We start from the raw sequence: 16638 nt of genomic DNA on the forward strand, positions 1-16638 counted from the left end.
CTGCGTCTATGTGTCCCGACCATGCCCTGGCCTCTGCACAACCGATGTGCGCTCCTGATGTACTACCAGGGCACCGCTAGAAATCATCCCCACGCCGCAGCTCGAGGTGGCTGGCGGCGCCCTGGGCGTCGGCCACCCCGCCCTCGTCGCCGAACTTGATCATCATGCGCAGGTCGTTGGCCGAGTCGGCGTGAACCATGGCGATGTCCTCACTGATCACTCCCTCCTGGTAGAGCTCATAAAGCGCCTGATCGAAGGTCTGCATCCCGAGATCCCGCGAGCGGCGCATAATGTCCTTGATCTCGGCGACTTCTCCCTTGCGGATCAGGTCGCCGATCAGCGGTGAGCGCAGCATGATCTCGATGGCCGCGCGGCGCCCACGGTCCTGCGTAGGCAGCAGCTGTTGGGCGACGATGGCTTTCAGGTTTAGCGACAGGTCGAGCCACACCTGATCGTGGCGCTCCGAGGGGAAGAAGTTGATGATCCGATCGAGGGCCTGGTTGGCGTTATTCGCATGCAGGGTCGCCAGGCACAGATGACCGGTCTCGGCGAAGGTCAGAGCATGCTCCATGGTCTTGCGGGTGCGGATCTCGCCGATCAGGATCACGTCCGGCGCCTGGCGCAGCGTGTTCTTCAGCGCCACCTCGAACGACTCGGTGTCGATGCCCACTTCCCGCTGATTGATGATCGCCTTCTTGTGCGGGTGCACGTACTCGATCGGGTCCTCGATGCTGATGATGTGCCCGCCCTGAGTCTCGTTGCGCTGCTGGATCATCGACGCCAGGGTTGTCGACTTGCCGGTACCGGTGCCGCCGACTACCAGCACCAGGCCGCGCTTGGCGCCAGCCAGCTCACCCAGCGTCGCCGGCAAGTTCAGCGTCTCGAGCCTAGGAATCTCGAAGGATATCCGCCGCAGCACCATGGCCGGCTGGTTACGCTGCTGGAAGGCGCTGACGCGAAAGCGCCCGCGTCCAGGAAGGCTCAGCGCAAAGTTGGCCTCCTGCTCGGAGGCAAAGCGCTCACGCTGGGCCGGCGGCAAGGCCGCCTTGACCAGCTCGGCCACCTGAGCCGGCGATAGCACCTGGTCGCCCAGCGGAATAAGCTGCCCGGCCATCTTTAAGGTGGGTGGAGCATTCACCGAGACCAGGAGATCCGAAGCTTCCTTATCGACCATGATCTCGAGCAGTTGCTGCAACCATTCGTTCGCTTTCATGATATTTCGCCTGCTCTCTTTACGATTGATCCGAACTGTTGGTCAGTGGAGTTAATCAAGGCGTCAACTGACCGAGTCATCGATGGCCTCAGCTGAGCACGCCCTTGGCCACGGCCTGCGCCTCTTCACGCACCACAACCCCATCGTTGACCATCTTGGCCAGGGCCGCATCCAGCGTCTGCATACCCAGGTTGCCGCCGGTCTGGATGGCCGAATAGATTTGGGCCACCTTGTCCTCGCGAATCAGGTTGCGAATCGCCGAGGTCGCCACCAGGATCTCGTGCGCCGCCACCCGGCCACCGCCGGCACGCTTGAGCAGCACCTGCGAAATCACGCCCTGCAGCGACTCCGAGAGCATCGAGCGCACCATATCCTTCTCCGCCCCGGGGAAGACGTCGACGATGCGGTCGATGGTCTTGGCTGCCGACGTGGTGTGCAGGGTGCCCAGCACTAGGTGCCCGGTCTCGGCGGCGGTCAGCGCCAGCCGGATGGTATCCAGGTCCCGAAGCTCGCCGACCAGGATAACGTCCGGGTCCTCGCGCAGGGCGCTGCGCAGCGCAGGAGCGAAGCCGTGAGTATCGCGACTCACTTCACGCTGGTTGATCAGGCAACGCTTGCTACGGTGCACGAATTCCACTGGATCTTCGATGGTCAGGATATGGTCGTAGCGGGTGTCGTTGATGAAGTCGATCATCGCCGCCAGAGTGGTGCTCTTGCCCGACCCCGTGGGGCCAGTGACCAGTACCAGGCCACGTGGAAGCTGCGCCATACGGCGAAAGACATCGCCCATGCCCAGCGCTTCCATGGTCAGCACCTCCGCAGGCACGGTACGCAGCACCGCCGCGGCACCGCGCCCCTGCTGGAATGCGTTGACGCGAAAGCGTGCCACCCCCGGCACCTCGAAGGAGAAGTCCGTTTCCAGGAACTCTTCGAAGTCGCGGCGCTGGCGGTCGCCCATAATGTCGTAGATCAGGGCCCGCACCTCACGATCGTCCATGGCTGGCACGTTGAGCCGGCGAATATCACCATCGACCCGAATCATCGGCGGCAAGCCGGCGGAAAGGTGAAGGTCCGATGCGTTCTGCTTTGCCGAGAATGCCAGCAGTTCGGTAATATCCATTAGATTCCCTGCTCCCAGGTAAGGTCGCCCCAGTATGACAGAGGTTGTGTTAACCGAAACCTTCGCCGCTGCCAAGTCGCGGCTCGATGCAGCGCTGAGCGCCGCGGGCCGAGATCCGCAGGCCGCCGAGCTGCTGGCGGTCAGCAAGACCAAGCCCGCGGCGATGGTTCGCGAGGCCCATGGCCTCGGTCAGCGCCAGTTCGGCGAAAACTACCTGCAGGAGGCCCTCGACAAACAGGCCGAGCTTGCCGATCTCGACGACATCATCTGGCATTTCATCGGCCCGCTGCAGTCGAACAAGACCCGCCAGGTCGCCGAGCACTTCGACTGGGTTCATAGCGTGGATCGTGAGAAGATCGCCCGACGCCTGGCCGAGCAGCGCCCCGCCGACCGGCCGCCGCTGAACGTCTGCCTGCAGGTCAATATCAGCGATGAGGCCAGCAAGGCCGGTGTCGCCCTCGAGGCCCTCGAGCCTCTGGCGGAAACGGTGCTATCGCTGCCGGGGCTGCGCCTGCGAGGGCTGATGGCGATTCCCGCCCCGAGCGCCGGGCTGGCCGAACAGCGAGTCCCTTTCGCCAGGCTGCGCGAGGCCCTTGAAGCACTCAAGGCGCACTTCCCCGAGGCCGAACTCGACACCCTGTCGATGGGCATGAGCGACGACCTCGAAGCCGCCGTCGCCGAGGGTGCGACCCTGCTGAGGCTAGGCACGGCCCTGTTCGGCGCGCGGCCACGCCCAGCGGCCTGATGCGATGACGCAGCTGACGGCATGCCGCGCAGAAGCAATAGCAGGCTGGCAGGACAGGCTAATTTAGCGAGCAGAGCAGGCACGGCGACGAACACGGCCAGGCAAACGGCCAACCAGACACCAGAAGAGGATTCCAGCATGGCGAGCAACGTGACTTTCATTGGCGCCGGCAACATGGCCAGCGCCATCTTCGGTGGCATGATCGAGAGCGGCTATTCCCGCGAGGCGATTACCGCCACCTCCCCCGACGATGCAATGCTGGCACCGCTACGCGAGCGGTACGGTATCCACACCGAGACCGACAACAATGCCGCCGTGACCAACGCAGATGTCGTGGTGCTGGCGGTCAAGCCGCAGATCATGCACGACGTCTGTGCCGCCATGCGCGATGCCATCCAGGATCGCAAGCCGCTGATCGTCTCCGTCGCCGCCGGCCTGACCGCCGAGACCCTCGAGCGCTGGCTGGGCGGGGATCTGCCGGTGATCCGCTGCATGCCCAACACCCCCTCGCTGGTGGGTAGCGGCGCCAGCGGCCTCTATGCCAACCGTCTCGTCGATGACAGCCATAAATCGATTGCCACCACCCTGATGGAATCCGTGGGTATTGTGGAATGGGTCGACGAGGAAGTGCTGCTCGAAGCCGTGACCGCCGTTGCCGGCAGCGCCCCCGCCTATTTCTACCTGGTCTTCGAGGCCCTCGAGGAAGCGGGCGTCAAGCTTGGCCTGCCGGCCGAGAGCGCCCGTCGCCTAGCCGTGCAGACCGGCCTTGGCGCTGCTCGAATGGTCCAGCAGGGTGACGCCGACCCCGCTCAACTGAGGCGCAATGTCATGTCGCCGAACGGTACCACCGAGCGCGCCGTGAACCACCTCGAAGAGGCCGGTCTGCGCCAGATCTTCCTCGAGGCCGCCGAGGTTTGTGCTGCCCGCGCCCGCGAGATGGGCGAGGAGCTCGGCAAGCAGTAAGCCGCCGCGCCGAGGTGCGGGCGGTCGGCAGCCCGACCGCCCGCACCGCTAACGTCACCCCGTCGCCACCACCGTTCGTTGCCGGCTTTCGTTGCCGGCTTTTATAAACAAGGAGCCCCCATGGGCAGTCAATTGGGAAGTGCCGGCCTGCTGCTGGTCAATACGCTGATCAACATCTATCTGCTGATGCTGATGATGCGTTTTCTGCTGCAGGCCTCCCGCGCCGACTACTACAACCCGATCAGCCAATCGGTGGTCAAGGTGACCCAGCCGGTGGTGAAGCCCTTCCAAGGCTTCCTGCGCCCAGTGGGCCGCTTCGACCTGGCCACGCTGGCGGCGGCCTTCTTGATCAAAGTGATCAGCATCATCCTGATCCTGCAGATTGCCGGCTACGGCATGCCGCCGATCGCGGGCGTGGCCATCGCCGGCGTCGCCGCACTGGCAAGCGGCATCCTCAAGATCTACTTCTTCGCCCTGATCGTGATGATCATCCTGAGTTGGGTCGCGCCTCAGGCGAGTCACCCGGGCGCGCTGCTGGTCATGCAGCTGGTCGAACCGATCATGGCCCCGGTGCGCAAGGTGATCCCGCCGCTTGGCATGATCGACCTGTCACCGATCGTGGTGTTCATCTCCATCAGCCTGCTCGACAACCTGGTGGTCGGTTCACTGACTCGCGCCGCCGGCGTCTCCGGCGCTCTGGTGGGGCTGTGATCGAAGGAACGGTGATGGATGCGACTGTGATTGACAGAACTGTGAGCGGGGCCGAGAGCCCCGCCGTCGTTTATCTTCTTCTGACAGGACACTGAGACCGCCATGCCCGAGCTTGCTTCCGACTCGGTCGGCGTGGTGACGCCACAGACGGCCCACTTCGACGACCCTCTGGCCCTGGCCTGCGGCAAGACTCTGCCCAGCTACACCCTGGTCTACGAGACCTATGGCACCCTCAACGCCGAGGGCACCAATGCGGTACTGATCTGCCACGCCCTCTCCGGGCACCACCACGCCGCCGGGCGCCATCATGAAGATGATCGCAAGCCCGGCTGGTGGGATGCCCATATCGGCCCCGGCAAGAGCATCGACACCAACCGCTTCTTCGTCGTCTCGCTCAACAATCTGGGGGGCTGCCACGGCAGCACCGGCCCGCTGAGCATCAACCCTGAAACCGGCCAGCCCTGGGGCCCGGACTTCCCGATGATGACGGTCAGCGACTGGGTGCACAGCCAGGCAAGGCTCGCCGACCGGCTCGGCATCGAGCGCTTCGCCGCAGTGGTCGGCGGCAGCCTGGGCGGCATGCAGGTGATGCAGTGGGCGCTGGACTACCCGGAGCGCATCGCACATGCCGCAGTGATCGCCGCCACGCCACGCCTCTCGGCCCAGAACATCGCCTTCAACGAGGTCGCGCGCCAGGCGATCCGCTCCGACCCCGACTTCCATGACGGCTGGTACGGCGAGCACGACACCCTGCCACGGCGCGGCCTCAAACTGGCACGCATGGTCGGCCACATCACCTACCTCTCCGAGACGGCGATGGGCTCCAAGTTCGGCCGTGACCTGCGTCACGACCTCGGGTATGGCTACGAGGTCGAGTTCCAGGTGGAGTCCTACCTGCGCCACCAGGGCGACACCTTCTCCGAGTCCTTCGACGCCAATACCTACCTGCTGATGACCAAGGCGCTCGACTACTTCGACCCGGCTGCACCCCATGGCGGCAATCTCGCCACGGCGCTGGCCCCGGCACAGTGTCCCTTCCTGGTGGTCAGCTTCTCGACCGACTGGCGCTTCCCGCCCTGGCGTTCCCGGGAGCTGGTCGACGCCCTGGTGCGCGCCGACAAGCCAGTCAGCTATGCCAACATCGATTCCCCCCACGGCCATGATGCCTTCCTGCTGCCCGAGCCCCGCTACCAGGCGGTGTTCGCGGGCTTCATGGCGCGCGTGGCCAGGGACCAGCAGCTGGAGGGCTCCTGATGCGCGCCGACCTTGAACTGATCCATGGCTGGGTGCCCGAGGGCGCCCGGGTACTCGACCTGGGCTGCGGCGACGGCACCCTGCTCGACGCCCTGGCCCGCGACAAACAGGTTACCGGCTACGGGCTGGAGATCGACCCCGACGGCCTGACCGCCTGCGTCGCCCGCGGCGTCAACGTCATCGAGCAGAACCTCGACGAGGGGCTTGCCAATTTCGACGACAACGCCTACGACCTGGTGATAATGACCCAGGCCCTGCAGGCCTTGCGTCGCCCCGATCTGATGCTCGACGAGATGCTCAGAGTGGCCGGGGAGTGCATCATCACCTTCCCCAACTTCGCCTACTGGCGCCATCGCCTGTACCTGGGCTTCAAGGGCTACATGCCGGTGTCCAAGTCGCTACCCCATGCCTGGTACGACACTCCCAACATTCACCTATCGACCTTCAATGACTTTGAACGCCTGTGCCGCGACAAGGGTCTGACTATCACGGACCAGGCAGTAGGCAACGGCGAGCACGAAGCACACTGGAGCTCACGGCTATGGCCTAACCTGTTTGGTGAAACGGCGATCTTCCGCGTCAGCCGTGCAGGCGACGCCTGATCGCCACCAAGTTTTACCTTCGGGGGACGTCATCATGGTGAAGCATATGCACCGGCCAGACGGCCGGGCTGTCAGTCGTGGGATTGCCTGGCTGCTCGGCCTTGTGCTGCTTGCAGGCACAGGTTTGGGAACAGCCCAGGCCGAACAGTTCGAACGCTTCGGCCGCTACCAGGTCCACTACAACGCAGTGAACACCAGTTTCCTGACACCGGAGGTCGCGGCGGCCAACGGCATTCAGCGCAGCCGAGTGCAGGCGCTGCTGAATGTCAGCGTGCGCGAGGAACAGGAGGATGGCACCACCCGCCCGGTGCAAGCCTCGGTGGAAGGCCGGGTCGGCAACCTCGCCGGCCAGTCGCAGCCGCTGGCCTTTCGCACCGTGCGCGAAGACGGCGCCGTCTATCACCTGGCGACCTTCCGCATTCAGGAAGACGAGCCGATGCGCTTCGATCTGAGCGTACGCTATGACCGCAATGCGCCTCCTGGCGAGGTGAATTTCATCCAGCGCTTCTATATCGACCGCTGAACCGACCGGAGCGCCCATGCGCGGCCCCCTTCTTGCCCACCTCGCAGACCTCGACGCCACCGGCGGCCTCGCCATCACCCTCCCCGATGGCCGTGCGGGCTTGCTGGTACGGGTGCACGGCCGACTGTATGGCTATGAAAACCGCTGCCCGCACCGCGACAGCCGGCTCGATATCGACGCGAATCGTTTCCTTGCTGATGGCGGTGAACTGATTCAATGCGCCCACCATGGCGCCCTATTTTTGCCTGAGAACGGCGAGTGCGTGGCCGGCCCCTGCCAGTACGAATCGCTGGAGCCGCTAGCGCTCAGCGTCGACGACCAGGGCAGTATCTACCTGGCGAGTGAGTAACACCGGCAAGGGCCGCCTCAGCCGTATGCCAACCGGCGCACCCTCCTGCCAGTCGATCTCACAGCCATAGGCCAGCACCTCGACGCCCGCGGCAACAGCCTCGCCAAGCGCCCGAGCATAGGCCGGGTCTATGTGCGCCGCCGGGGCGACGTCCTCGATCCCGGTATGCGCCACGCAGAACAGCAGCACCGCACGCTGGCCCTCAGAAGCCAAACGGCTCAGCACCTCGAGATGACGACGACCACGCTCGCTGACGGCGTCCGGAAAATAGCCGTGGCCGTCGGGTTCCCTCAGGGTGACCTGCTTAACTTCAACATAAGCCTCGACGTAGGCCGCGCTACCGTCATCCGCACTAGGCTCGGCTAGGCGGAAATCGAGCCGCGCGCCCTCGACGCGCACCTCGCGTGTCAGTTCGGCGTAGCCCGCCAGCGGCGCGACGCTCCCCGCGCGCAGCGCTTCTTCGACGATCGCATTGGTGCGCCCGGTGTGCACCGAGGCCAGTGCCGTGCCGCCACCCGGCTGTGGCAGCGCGATCAACTCCCAGGTCCAGCTCAGCTTGCGCTTGGGGTTGTCGCTCGGCGACAGCCAGACCCGGGCCCCGGGCACGTTCACCGCACGCATCGAGCCGGTGTTCGGGCAGTGCGCCACCACTTCGCGACCGTCGTCGAGACGCACATCGGCGAGAAAGCGCTTGTAGCGGCGGATCAGGATGCCGGGCACCAGGCGGGGATAGTCCATCAGGGCCTCTCCATAACCGACGGGCCAGACTGACGAGCCAGGAAGCGCCCGAGGCGCGCCACGGCCTCTTCGAGACGCGAAATCTCGGCGGTAAAGGCGATGCGCACATGGTGCTCGCCGCCGGTCACTGCGAAGTCGATACCCGGGGTGATGGCGACGTTCTCCTCCTCCAGCAGACGGCGGCAGAAGGCCAGGCTGTCCTGGCTGTAGCGGCTGATATCGAGCCACAGATAGAAGGCGCCCTGAGGCGGCAGCGAGGGCGAAAGCCCCAGGCCGGCAAGCCCCTCGAGCAGCGCATCGCGGCGGCGATGCAGCTCGCGACGGCGGCGCTCCAGCTCGTCACGGCATTCCGGCGTAAAGGCGGCCAGAGCGGCATGCTGGGAGGGCGTCGGCGCGGCGAGAAAGACATTCTGGGCAAGTCGCGTCAGCGGCTCCACGGCTTCCTCAGGCGCCACCAGCCAGCCGAGGCGCCAGCCGGTCATACCGAAATACTTCGAGAAACTGTTGACCACATAAGCCTCGGGCGCCACGGCGGTCGCCGACACCGGCGCCACGTCATAGGTAAGGCCCTGATAGATCTCGTCGACCAGTAGCGCCCCCTGACGCGCGGCCACGGTCTCGGCCACCGCGGCGATCTGGCCGGCATCCAGGGTATGCCCGGTAGGGTTGGAGGGCGTGGCCAGCATCGCGAGCCGGGTCTCATCGCGCCAGTGACGCTCGATCAGCGCGGCATCCAGCTGCCAGCCGCTTTCCGGGCCCACCGTCACGGTATCGAGTTCAGCCTCGGCCAGTGCCATGAAATGGCGGTTGCAGGGATAGGTCGGATCGGCCATCAACACCCGATCGCCGCGTTGCACCAGCAGCTGACTGGCCAGCAGCAGGGCCCCGGAGGCCCCCGGAGTGACGATGATCCTCGCGGGATCGACCCGGGCACCGAAGTGCTCGGCGTAGTGGCCGGCGATGGCCTCGCGCAGCGCCGGCAGCCCGGCGGCGGGAGTATACCGGGTATGGCCCGCCGCCAGCGCCTGCTGGCCGGCAGCGATCACCGGCGCCGGCGTCGGAAAATCGGGCTCGCCGATTTCCAGATGAATCACGTCGTGGCCCGCCGCCTCGCGAGCCTGGGCAACCTCGAGCAGGCTCATCACCCGAAACGGCTGAACCCGATCCAGCCTGGCACTGAACGACCCATCACTGAACGACATAGGCGACTCCCTGTAGTGACCCCATCAGCGGCCAAGATGAGTGGCAAAAATAAGCGACCGCTGGCGAGAAACCCCGGGCACCACCAGCAGACGGCACGGTCAATACGGTATGGTAACCGGTTAACGCAGCGCCTCTACAGCAAAGAAGGTGTCACAACGGTTGCGTTCGCAGCTTTTTTTCGCTAAATACACTGGGTTTTGGGCCCGCGATGGATAGCACCCTTCGAACGGGTATCGGCCCCAGTCACTCGAGTAATGAGGCAGCCACATGCCAGCAGCAGCACAAACCCCGGAAGCTCTCAAGCGATTCACCCCGTACGAGCCGGCGCCGGGTGAAGAGTATATGAACGACAAGCAGCTAGCGCACTTCCGGCAGATCCTGCTCGACTGGAAAAAGGATTTGATGGAAGAAGTGGATCGCACCGTGCGTCACCTGCAGGAAGACGCCAACAACTACGCCGATCCGGCAGACCGCGCCACCCAGGAAGAAGGCTTCAACCTGGAACTGCGCACTCGGGATCGCGAGCGCAAACTGCTCAAGAAGATCAACGAGACCATCGATAAGATCGACGAGGACGACTACGGCTTCTGCGAGGCCTGCGGCGTCGAGATCGGCATTCGCCGCCTCGAAGCGCGTCCCACGGCCACTCAGTGCGTCGACTGCAAGACCCTGGCCGAACTCAAGGAAAAGCAGCTCGGCGGCTGATCTTTGCTTGCCCGCCAGGCCTGCGCGGCCACCTTGGCCATCTTCGACGGGCACCCTCGGGTGCCCGTCGGCGTATCCAGCGGCCCTGCTTCAGCGCCCGCTTCCCAGCTCCCTTGCCACTTATCCCGATGAGCCCAGACGAGCCCCTGCCATGAACGACTACCGCGGACGCTTCGCCCCTACCCCCTCCGGCCCCCTGCATTTCGGGTCGCTGGTCGCGGCGCTGGGCAGCTACCTGGATGCCCGTCAGGCAGGTGGCAGCTGGGAGGTGCGCATCGAAGACATCGACCCGCCGCGCTGCCCAAAAGGCGCGAGCGATACCATCCTGCGCCAGCTCGAGGCCTTCGGCCTTCACTGGGACGGCCCGGTGCGCTACCAGCAAACGCACGGCGAGGCTTACGCGGCGGCTCTGGAACGGCTCGCAGACGCGGGGCTCGCCTATCCCTGCAGCTGCTCGCGCAAGCAGTGGCGAGATTACCCCATCTATCCCGGCTGGTGCCGCGATGGTCCCTGCGTTCCCGAGGCGCCCCTTGCCTGGCGGCTGCGCAGCGACCTTGGGCTGCGCCCGGTGGTCTGGCACGACCGGCTCTATGGCCGACAGTGCCTGGACCCGGCCGACCTCGGCGACGTGGTGCTCAAACGCAAGGATGCCCTCTGGGCCTATCAGTTGGCGGTGGTGGTCGACGATGCCGACCAGGCCATCAGTGATGTGGTGCGCGGCGTCGACCTGCTCGACAACACGCCCTGGCAACGCCAGCTGCAGGCTGCCTTGGGGCTGCCTGAGCCCCGCTACCTGCACCTGCCGCTGGTGATCGGCGACGACGGCCAAAAGCTCTCCAAGCAGAACCTGGCCCGGCCGCTGCCCGAAGACGAACGCGTCCGTCCGCTGGTGCATCAGGCCCTGACGGCGCTCGAACAGGCGCCCGACTCCGCCCTTTCCACCGCTCCGGTCGAAGACCAGCTGGCCGCCGCCATCGCCGCCTGGGAACCGGCGCGTCTGACCACAGATGACGTCCTCGTTGCCCCGGACTGGCCCGATGCATAACCCAGGATGTTTCACTGACGGTAGGTAACGCCAGTTGCCCGGCCCCTTAGAAAGCCAGGCCGCCTGGCGTAAAAGGCTTGGTAAGCCTTGCTCGCGCCACGGGCGTCAACTACGAGGAGAGGCCCATGTACGTCTATCGCATCATGCTGTTGCTGGTCTTCGTCGGCTACCTGCTCTCACCGGTGCTGATGAATGGCTGGGCCAGCCCCGATAGCGCCTGGTATCGCCCCTTCGTTATCTGGGGCGTACTGATCGCGCTGTCGCTGTGGCTCGAACAAAAGAGGGCCCTCGATGAACGCTGAAGGCCTGTCTCCCTTGCTGCTGGTAGGCGGTGGCTATCTTGCGCTACTTTTCCTGTGTGCCCTGGCAGTGGAACGGCGCTGGGTTCCCTCGCGTCTCGTGCACCACCCGGCGGTCTATACCCTGGCGCTTGGCGTCTATGCCAGCGCCTGGGCGGTGTACGGCAGCGTGGAACTGGCCGGCCGGGTCGGCTATGGCTATCTGGCCTACTATCTGGGGGCCGCCGGTGCCGTCCTGCTGGCACCGGTGCTGCTGCTGCCGATCCAACGCCTGACCCGCACCTACCAGTTGGCGTCACTGGCCGACCTGTTCGCCTTCCGCTTCCGCTCGCGCTGGGTCGGCACCCTGATCACCGTGATCAGCGCCATGGCGGTGCTGCCGCTGCTGGCACTGCAGGTGCAGACCCTGGGCCAGGCAATCCAGCAGCTCACCGGCACAGCGTCGCCGGCGCTTGCCGCGCTAGGGTTCTGCCTGGTGATCGCCTTGTTCGCGGTGCTCTTTGGCGCGCGTCACACTCACCTCAACGCCCATCAAGACACCCTGCTTGCCGTCATCGCCGTGGAGTCGCTGGTCAAGCTCGCCGCCATGCTGGCGCTGGGGGCCTTCGCCCTGTTCGGCATCTTCGATGGCCCGAGCGACCTGCAGGCCTGGCTCGAAGGCCCGGGGCTTGTCCATCAGGCCGGCGTCAGCGAGCTAGATTCGGGGCAGTGGCGCACCCTGCTGCTGCTGTTCTTCGCCGCCGCCTTTCTGATGCCGCACATGTTCCACCTGACCTTCGCCGAGCGCCTGTCCCCGCGTGCGCTGCTGCAGGCCGGCTGGAGTCTGCCGCTTTATCTATTGCTGATGGCCCTGCCGGTGCCGCTAATCCTGTGGGGCGCCCAGCGCGTGGGTATCGCCCCGCCGGGGCTTGAGAGCGCCTATCTGGCCTTCGCCCTGTCCGCCTCGCCGTGGGTAGATGCGCTGGTCTTCCTGGCCGGCCTCGCCGCGGCCAGCGGCACCCTGATCATCATTGCCATGGCCCTGTCGGGGATGATCCTCAATCACCTGGTGCTGGTCGCCCACCCGCCGGATCACCGAGGCGATCTGTACCGCTGGCTGCGCTGGCTGCGGCGGGCGCTGGTGGTGGCGGTGATTCTCTCAGGCTGGCTCTACTATCGCACCCTGGGGCTTGCCCATGACCTGACGACCCTCGGAATCGCCTCCTTCTCCGGCATGGCCCAATGCCTGCCGGGGTTGTTGGCACTGCTCTACTGGCCCGGCGCCAACCGCAAGGGCATGGTCAGTGGGCTGCTGGTGGGTACGGGCCTGTGGATGGTGGGCCTGTGGCTGCCGCTGGTCACTGGTCTGTCGCCCTGGGTGCTGGTGCCGCCCGGCCTGGAGAGCCTGTCGAGCGCGCCCGCCTGGTACGCCGTGACGCTGGTGGCGCTGACCGCCAACGGTCTGATCCTGATTCTCGTCTCGCTGCTGACTCGCACCTCGGCAGGCGAACGAACCGCCGCCGAGGCCTGCGCGGCGGACCCGGTGATTCGCCCCAAGCGCCTGGCGCTGACCGTCACCCACGGCGAAGACTTCAAGCATCATCTCGCCCCGGCGCTGGGGGCCGACGTCGCCGAGCGCGAGGTCGAACGCGCCCTGGCGGCACTAGAGCTGACGTCCTGGGATCGGCGCCCCTATGCCCTGCGCCGGCTGCGTGATCGTATCCAGGCCAATCTTTCGGGGCTGATGGGCCCGTCGGTGGCCCAGGACATCGTTGATCGTTGCCTGCCCTATCGTCGCGACGGAGCAGGACTAGAAAAAGAGGCGGTTGACGACATTCACTTCGTCGAAAGCCGCCTGGAAGCCTATCGCTCGCGACTCACCGGCCTCGCCCGAGAGCTCGACGGCCTGCGTCGCTACCATCGCCGCACCCTCACCCAGCTCCCCATCGGCCTGTGCGCCTTCGGCGACGACGATGAACTGCTGATGTGGAACGACGCCCTGACCGCGCTCTCCGGCATCGACGGCGAGCACGTCGTCGGCGCCCGCCGAGATAGCCTGCCTGAGCCCTGGGGCGAGCTACTCGGGCGCCTGCTCAGCAACGGCCAGCGTCATCTCTACAAGCAGCCGGTGACGCTTTCCGGCACCACGCGCTACCTGAGCCTGCACCAGGCCACGCTGGATGCCGAGGACGACCCCTATGGCGGCCGGGTGATTCTGGTCGAGGATCACAGCGAGATGAAGTGGCTCGAGGACGAGCTGGTGCACGCCGCCCGGCTGGCCTCGATCGGCCAACTGGCCGCCGGAGTCGCCCATGAAATCGGCAATCCCATCACCGGCATCTCTTCGCTGGCCCAGAACCTGCGCTACGACACCGATGACCCCGCGCTGCTGGAGACCGCCGACCAGATCCAGACCCTCACCGAGCGCGTCTCGCGCATCGTCGGCTCGTTGGTCGGCTTCGCCCACGGCGGCCATCAGGAGAGCGCCGGGCGCTATGCCACGGTCAACCCCCGCGAACTCACCAATGAGGCGCTTCACTTGATCCAGTTGGCACGCACGGGTCAGGATGTGGTCTATCACAATCATTGCCCCGCTGACCTAGAGCTGGAGGCTGATGCCCAGCGTATGGTCCAGGTGATGATCAACCTGCTGGGCAACGCCCGCGATGCCAGCCCCACCAACGGCGCGATAGAGATCGATGCCCGGCGTCTTGCAGATGGCGAGGGCCGTAATGGCATAGAATGGAGCGTGACCGATGCCGGCACGGGCATCGATGCCAGGGTCCGCGATCATCTTTTCGAGCCCTTCACCACCACCAAGGCGCCCGGCGAGGGCACCGGCCTGGGCCTCGCACTGGTCTATGGCATCCTGGCCGACCACCAGGGACGGATCCATATAGAATCGCCTCCCACCGGGCGCGAAAGCGGCACCCGCATCGTCATGTGGCTACCTGTCAGCAGGCCACCACTGAGCAAAGAGGACAACGAGCTCCCCCATGAGCCGGATTCTGATCGTTGAAGACGAAAGCATCATCCGCAGCGCCCTGAAGCGGCTGCTGGAGCGCCATGGCCACGAGGTCAGCGAAGCCGCTTCGGTAGCCGAGGCCGAAACGCTAGACCCCCAGCGTTTTTCCCTGGTGATCAGCGACCTGCGCCTGCCCGGTGAACCCGGCACCGCGATGATCGAGCGCGCAGCACCGGTGCCGGTGCTGATCATGACCAGCTACGCCAGCATGCGCTCGGCCGTCGATGCCCTGAAACAAGGCGCGGTCGACTACGTCGCCAAACCCTTCGACCATGCCGAGCTACTCGAGACGGTAGACCGGGCACTGCGCGAGCATGGCGGCGAGCCCCCTGCGCCTGACACAGCCAGCGAGGCCGCGCCTCAGACGATGATCGGCGACTGCCCGGCCATGCAGGTGGTCTATACCCGGATCCGCAAGACCGCTCCGGCGGACGTCACGGTGCTGATCCAGGGAGAGTCGGGCACCGGCAAGGAACTGGTGGCCCGCGCCATTCACCGCCAGAGCAAGCGCATCAAGGCACCGCTGATCTGCGTCAACTGCGCGGCGATTCCCGAGACGCTGATCGAATCCGAACTGTTCGGCCACGAGAAGGGAGCCTTCACCGGTGCCAGCGCTGCCCGCACCGGTCTGGTCGAGGCCGCCGACGGCGGCACCCTGTTTCTGGATGAGATCGGCGAGCTGCCGCTGGATGCCCAGGCCCGGCTGCTGCGCGTGCTGCAGGAGGGCGAGATCCGCAAGATCGGCTCGGTGGAAACCCGTCATGTCGATGTGCGCCTGATCGCCGCCACCCACCGCGACCTGCAGGCACTGTCGAAGACCGGCGAGTTTCGCCTCGATCTTTACTATCGCCTCAACGTGATGCAAATCGACCTGCCGCCGCTGCGCGAGCGCGAAGACGATATCCTGACCATCACCGACGTGTTGCTCGAAGCCGCCTGCCGCCGCCATGACCGCCAGGGGCTCAAGCTATCGCGCAGCGCACGCCGCGAGATCCGCGACTACCTCTGGCCCGGCAATGTCCGTGAGCTCGAGAACGCCCTCGAGCGGGGCGTGATCCTCGCCGAAGGCCACCTGATCCATCCCGATGACCTGGGGCTGCGGCCCGTGTCAGCCTCGGCTCGGCCCACCGTGAGCCCCGCGGCATCGAAAGATGACGTGGCTACACCTGAGGACCTCAGCGAGGAAGACCTGTCGCTGGAGGACTACTTCCAGCACTTCGTGCTCGAACATCAGGAAGAGATGAGCGAGACCGAACTGGCCCAAAAGCTCGGCATCAGCCGCAAATGCCTGTGGGAGCGCCGGCAGCGCCTGGGCATACCCCGAAAGCGCAGCGCCCGCAGCCGGCAGGCCTGATCAGGTCTGCGCTTCCCCACCCACACGACCATGGTCTAAGCGCCTGCGAGTTCCATTCGCAGGCGCTTTTCCTCATCATGGCAGCCATCTCTGCACCAGTTGTTACCATCCCACACAAGAAATGCCCCAGTATGCGGCATCAGGGGGTAACACAATCGATGTGCATATCAGACGGAACTGATTCGAAAAAATATAACAAATTGATTTACATAATTTTTCTTAGACATGGCATGAGCAGTGCAATGTTTAAGGCAAGAAAAACAACAGCCGGACGTCACTGAGCACTCGCGCTAATAACAACAACGGCGAGGCTTCAGACACCGCCAACAGCCCAACAACAACAATGCTGACGGCGTGACACAGCACCCATGATGGCAATGACGTTCACAAGAACAATGACAAGTCATGCCGGTGCGGCTCGACCACCACAACAATAATTGCGGTCGAGGGTCCGGAAAGCTGACCAGGACGAAACGCATCCCGACAGGGCATAACAACAACAAGCCCTCACGCGATGCACCTCCGGTAACAACAACAACACACCGGAGGTAGGCAAATTCTCTGCCGTCGTGGTTGGACTATTGTTTTGAATACGAGACGGTCGCCATCAGGAAGGTCGACAACAACAAGAATCTTGCTTGCCTGAACCAGCTTTGGTGACTGTGGTGCGTATTCAAGGCGATGCGCCATCACGAAGAAAAACCAACAGCAGGGATGCTGATTTCATGCTTACAGGGGAGGCCAACTGGCCTCCCCTTTCTGCGTCTGGCGGCCATGGCCACCTAGACATTTTTTGCACCAACCCGTTCC

16 protein-coding genes are annotated in these 16638 nt (G+C 64.9%); 12 read left to right on the plus strand and 4 right to left on the minus strand.

Going from position 1 to position 16638, the window contains the following annotated elements; translation table 11 throughout:
• Nucleotides 1-76 precede the first annotated feature (76 nt).
• Nucleotides 77-1213: a PilT/PilU family type 4a pilus ATPase gene (locus Q2K57_RS06285; RefSeq protein ID WP_304526374.1), complete on the minus strand. Its 1137-nt coding sequence runs from the start codon at nucleotides 1211-1213 to the stop codon at nucleotides 77-79.
• 88 nt (nucleotides 1214-1301) lie between these two features.
• Nucleotides 1302-2333, minus strand: coding sequence for a type IV pilus twitching motility protein PilT (locus tag Q2K57_RS06290; RefSeq protein ID WP_112055887.1), 1032 nt, complete (start codon nucleotides 2331-2333; stop codon nucleotides 1302-1304).
• 34 nt (nucleotides 2334-2367) lie between these two features.
• On the opposite strand from Q2K57_RS06290, the gene Q2K57_RS06295 reads away from it, so the two are divergent.
• The 7 genes from Q2K57_RS06295 (at nucleotide 2368) to Q2K57_RS06325 (ending at nucleotide 7480) form a co-directional block, all read left to right on the plus strand.
• Nucleotides 2368-3078: a YggS family pyridoxal phosphate-dependent enzyme gene (locus Q2K57_RS06295; RefSeq protein WP_304526375.1), complete on the plus strand. Its 711-nt coding sequence runs from the start codon at nucleotides 2368-2370 to the stop codon at nucleotides 3076-3078.
• Between the two features lie 138 nt (nucleotides 3079-3216).
• On the plus strand, nucleotides 3217-4041 hold the full coding sequence (proC, locus tag Q2K57_RS06300; protein ID WP_304526376.1) for a pyrroline-5-carboxylate reductase: 825 nt from the start codon (nucleotides 3217-3219) through the stop codon (nucleotides 4039-4041).
• A gap of 120 nt (nucleotides 4042-4161) precedes the next feature.
• Nucleotides 4162-4752, plus strand: a complete 591-nt coding sequence (locus Q2K57_RS06305) for a YggT family protein (RefSeq protein ID WP_304526377.1) — start codon at nucleotides 4162-4164, stop codon at nucleotides 4750-4752.
• Between the two features lie 102 nt (nucleotides 4753-4854).
• Complete coding sequence (locus Q2K57_RS06310) at nucleotides 4855-6006, plus strand: homoserine O-acetyltransferase (RefSeq protein ID WP_304526378.1); 1152 nt, start codon at nucleotides 4855-4857, stop codon at nucleotides 6004-6006.
• Complete coding sequence (metW, locus tag Q2K57_RS06315; RefSeq protein ID WP_112055892.1) at nucleotides 6006-6608, plus strand: methionine biosynthesis protein MetW; 603 nt, start codon at nucleotides 6006-6008, stop codon at nucleotides 6606-6608. The genes Q2K57_RS06310 and metW overlap by 1 nt, the downstream gene beginning before the upstream one ends.
• Before the next feature lie 34 nt (nucleotides 6609-6642).
• Nucleotides 6643-7131: a DUF4426 domain-containing protein gene (locus Q2K57_RS06320; RefSeq protein WP_304526379.1), complete on the plus strand. Its 489-nt coding sequence runs from the start codon at nucleotides 6643-6645 to the stop codon at nucleotides 7129-7131.
• A gap of 16 nt (nucleotides 7132-7147) precedes the next feature.
• Nucleotides 7148-7480, plus strand: coding sequence for a Rieske (2Fe-2S) protein (locus Q2K57_RS06325; protein ID WP_304526380.1), 333 nt, complete (start codon nucleotides 7148-7150; stop codon nucleotides 7478-7480).
• Here Q2K57_RS06325 and sfsA read toward each other — a convergent pair.
• Together sfsA and Q2K57_RS06335 are read right to left on the minus strand one after the other, a co-directional pair.
• The gene (sfsA, locus tag Q2K57_RS06330) at nucleotides 7430-8218 is read right to left on the minus strand and encodes a DNA/RNA nuclease SfsA (RefSeq protein WP_304526381.1); all 789 of its coding nucleotides are present in this window, start codon (nucleotides 8216-8218) and stop codon (nucleotides 7430-7432) included. The two genes, Q2K57_RS06325 and sfsA, sit on opposite strands and share 51 nt — an antisense overlap.
• Nucleotides 8218-9420: a pyridoxal phosphate-dependent aminotransferase gene (locus tag Q2K57_RS06335; protein ID WP_304526382.1), complete on the minus strand. Its 1203-nt coding sequence runs from the start codon at nucleotides 9418-9420 to the stop codon at nucleotides 8218-8220. Before Q2K57_RS06335 ends, sfsA begins: the two co-directional genes overlap by 1 nt.
• Nucleotides 9421-9688: 268 nt before the next feature.
• On the opposite strand from Q2K57_RS06335, the gene dksA reads away from it, so the two are divergent.
• From dksA to Q2K57_RS06360, 5 genes are all read left to right on the plus strand, one after another.
• On the plus strand, nucleotides 9689-10126 hold the full coding sequence (gene dksA, locus Q2K57_RS06340) for an RNA polymerase-binding protein DksA (RefSeq protein WP_112055897.1): 438 nt from the start codon (nucleotides 9689-9691) through the stop codon (nucleotides 10124-10126).
• Nucleotides 10127-10277: 151 nt separating this feature from the next.
• Nucleotides 10278-11171 (plus strand): tRNA glutamyl-Q(34) synthetase GluQRS, encoded by an 894-nt coding sequence (gene gluQRS, locus Q2K57_RS06345; RefSeq protein ID WP_304526383.1) that lies wholly within the window; start codon nucleotides 10278-10280, stop codon nucleotides 11169-11171.
• 125 nt (nucleotides 11172-11296) lie between these two features.
• Nucleotides 11297-11473, plus strand: a complete 177-nt coding sequence (locus Q2K57_RS06350) for a hypothetical protein (RefSeq protein ID WP_175491668.1) — start codon at nucleotides 11297-11299, stop codon at nucleotides 11471-11473.
• Nucleotides 11463-14468, plus strand: a complete 3006-nt coding sequence (locus Q2K57_RS06355; protein ID WP_304526384.1) for an ATP-binding protein — start codon at nucleotides 11463-11465, stop codon at nucleotides 14466-14468. Before Q2K57_RS06350 ends, Q2K57_RS06355 begins: the two co-directional genes overlap by 11 nt.
• Nucleotides 14446-15828, plus strand: coding sequence for a sigma-54 dependent transcriptional regulator (locus Q2K57_RS06360; protein ID WP_112055900.1), 1383 nt, complete (start codon nucleotides 14446-14448; stop codon nucleotides 15826-15828). Before Q2K57_RS06355 ends, Q2K57_RS06360 begins: the two co-directional genes overlap by 23 nt.
• Nucleotides 15829-16638: the final 810 nt, after the last annotated feature.

Origin of the sequence: Halomonas sp. I5-271120, assembly GCF_030553075.1 — a bacterium.
Taxonomy (GTDB): domain Bacteria; phylum Pseudomonadota; class Gammaproteobacteria; order Pseudomonadales; family Halomonadaceae; genus Onishia; species Onishia taeanensis_A.

What these genes read in the sequence shown, in the direction of transcription:
- Q2K57_RS06285 (WP_304526374.1), bottom strand. Translation starts at nt 1,213, where the DNA reads ATGAAAGCGAACGAATGGTTGCAGCAACTGCTCGAGATCATGGTCGAT.
- Q2K57_RS06290 (WP_112055887.1), bottom strand. Translation starts at nt 2,333, where the DNA reads ATGGATATTACCGAACTGCTGGCATTCTCGGCAAAGCAGAACGCATCG.
- Q2K57_RS06295 (WP_304526375.1), top strand. Translation starts at nt 2,368, where the DNA reads ATGACAGAGGTTGTGTTAACCGAAACCTTCGCCGCTGCCAAGTCGCGG.
- proC (WP_304526376.1), top strand. Translation starts at nt 3,217, where the DNA reads ATGGCGAGCAACGTGACTTTCATTGGCGCCGGCAACATGGCCAGCGCC.
- Q2K57_RS06305 (WP_304526377.1), top strand. Translation starts at nt 4,162, where the DNA reads ATGGGCAGTCAATTGGGAAGTGCCGGCCTGCTGCTGGTCAATACGCTG.
- Q2K57_RS06310 (WP_304526378.1), top strand. Translation starts at nt 4,855, where the DNA reads ATGCCCGAGCTTGCTTCCGACTCGGTCGGCGTGGTGACGCCACAGACG.
- metW (WP_112055892.1), top strand. Translation starts at nt 6,006, where the DNA reads ATGCGCGCCGACCTTGAACTGATCCATGGCTGGGTGCCCGAGGGCGCC.
- Q2K57_RS06320 (WP_304526379.1), top strand. Translation starts at nt 6,643, where the DNA reads ATGGTGAAGCATATGCACCGGCCAGACGGCCGGGCTGTCAGTCGTGGG.
- Q2K57_RS06325 (WP_304526380.1), top strand. Translation starts at nt 7,148, where the DNA reads ATGCGCGGCCCCCTTCTTGCCCACCTCGCAGACCTCGACGCCACCGGC.
- sfsA (WP_304526381.1), bottom strand. Translation starts at nt 8,218, where the DNA reads ATGGACTATCCCCGCCTGGTGCCCGGCATCCTGATCCGCCGCTACAAG.
- Q2K57_RS06335 (WP_304526382.1), bottom strand. Translation starts at nt 9,420, where the DNA reads ATGTCGTTCAGTGATGGGTCGTTCAGTGCCAGGCTGGATCGGGTTCAG.
- dksA (WP_112055897.1), top strand. Translation starts at nt 9,689, where the DNA reads ATGCCAGCAGCAGCACAAACCCCGGAAGCTCTCAAGCGATTCACCCCG.
- gluQRS (WP_304526383.1), top strand. Translation starts at nt 10,278, where the DNA reads ATGAACGACTACCGCGGACGCTTCGCCCCTACCCCCTCCGGCCCCCTG.
- Q2K57_RS06350 (WP_175491668.1), top strand. Translation starts at nt 11,297, where the DNA reads ATGTACGTCTATCGCATCATGCTGTTGCTGGTCTTCGTCGGCTACCTG.
- Q2K57_RS06355 (WP_304526384.1), top strand. Translation starts at nt 11,463, where the DNA reads ATGAACGCTGAAGGCCTGTCTCCCTTGCTGCTGGTAGGCGGTGGCTAT.
- Q2K57_RS06360 (WP_112055900.1), top strand. Translation starts at nt 14,446, where the DNA reads ATGAGCCGGATTCTGATCGTTGAAGACGAAAGCATCATCCGCAGCGCC.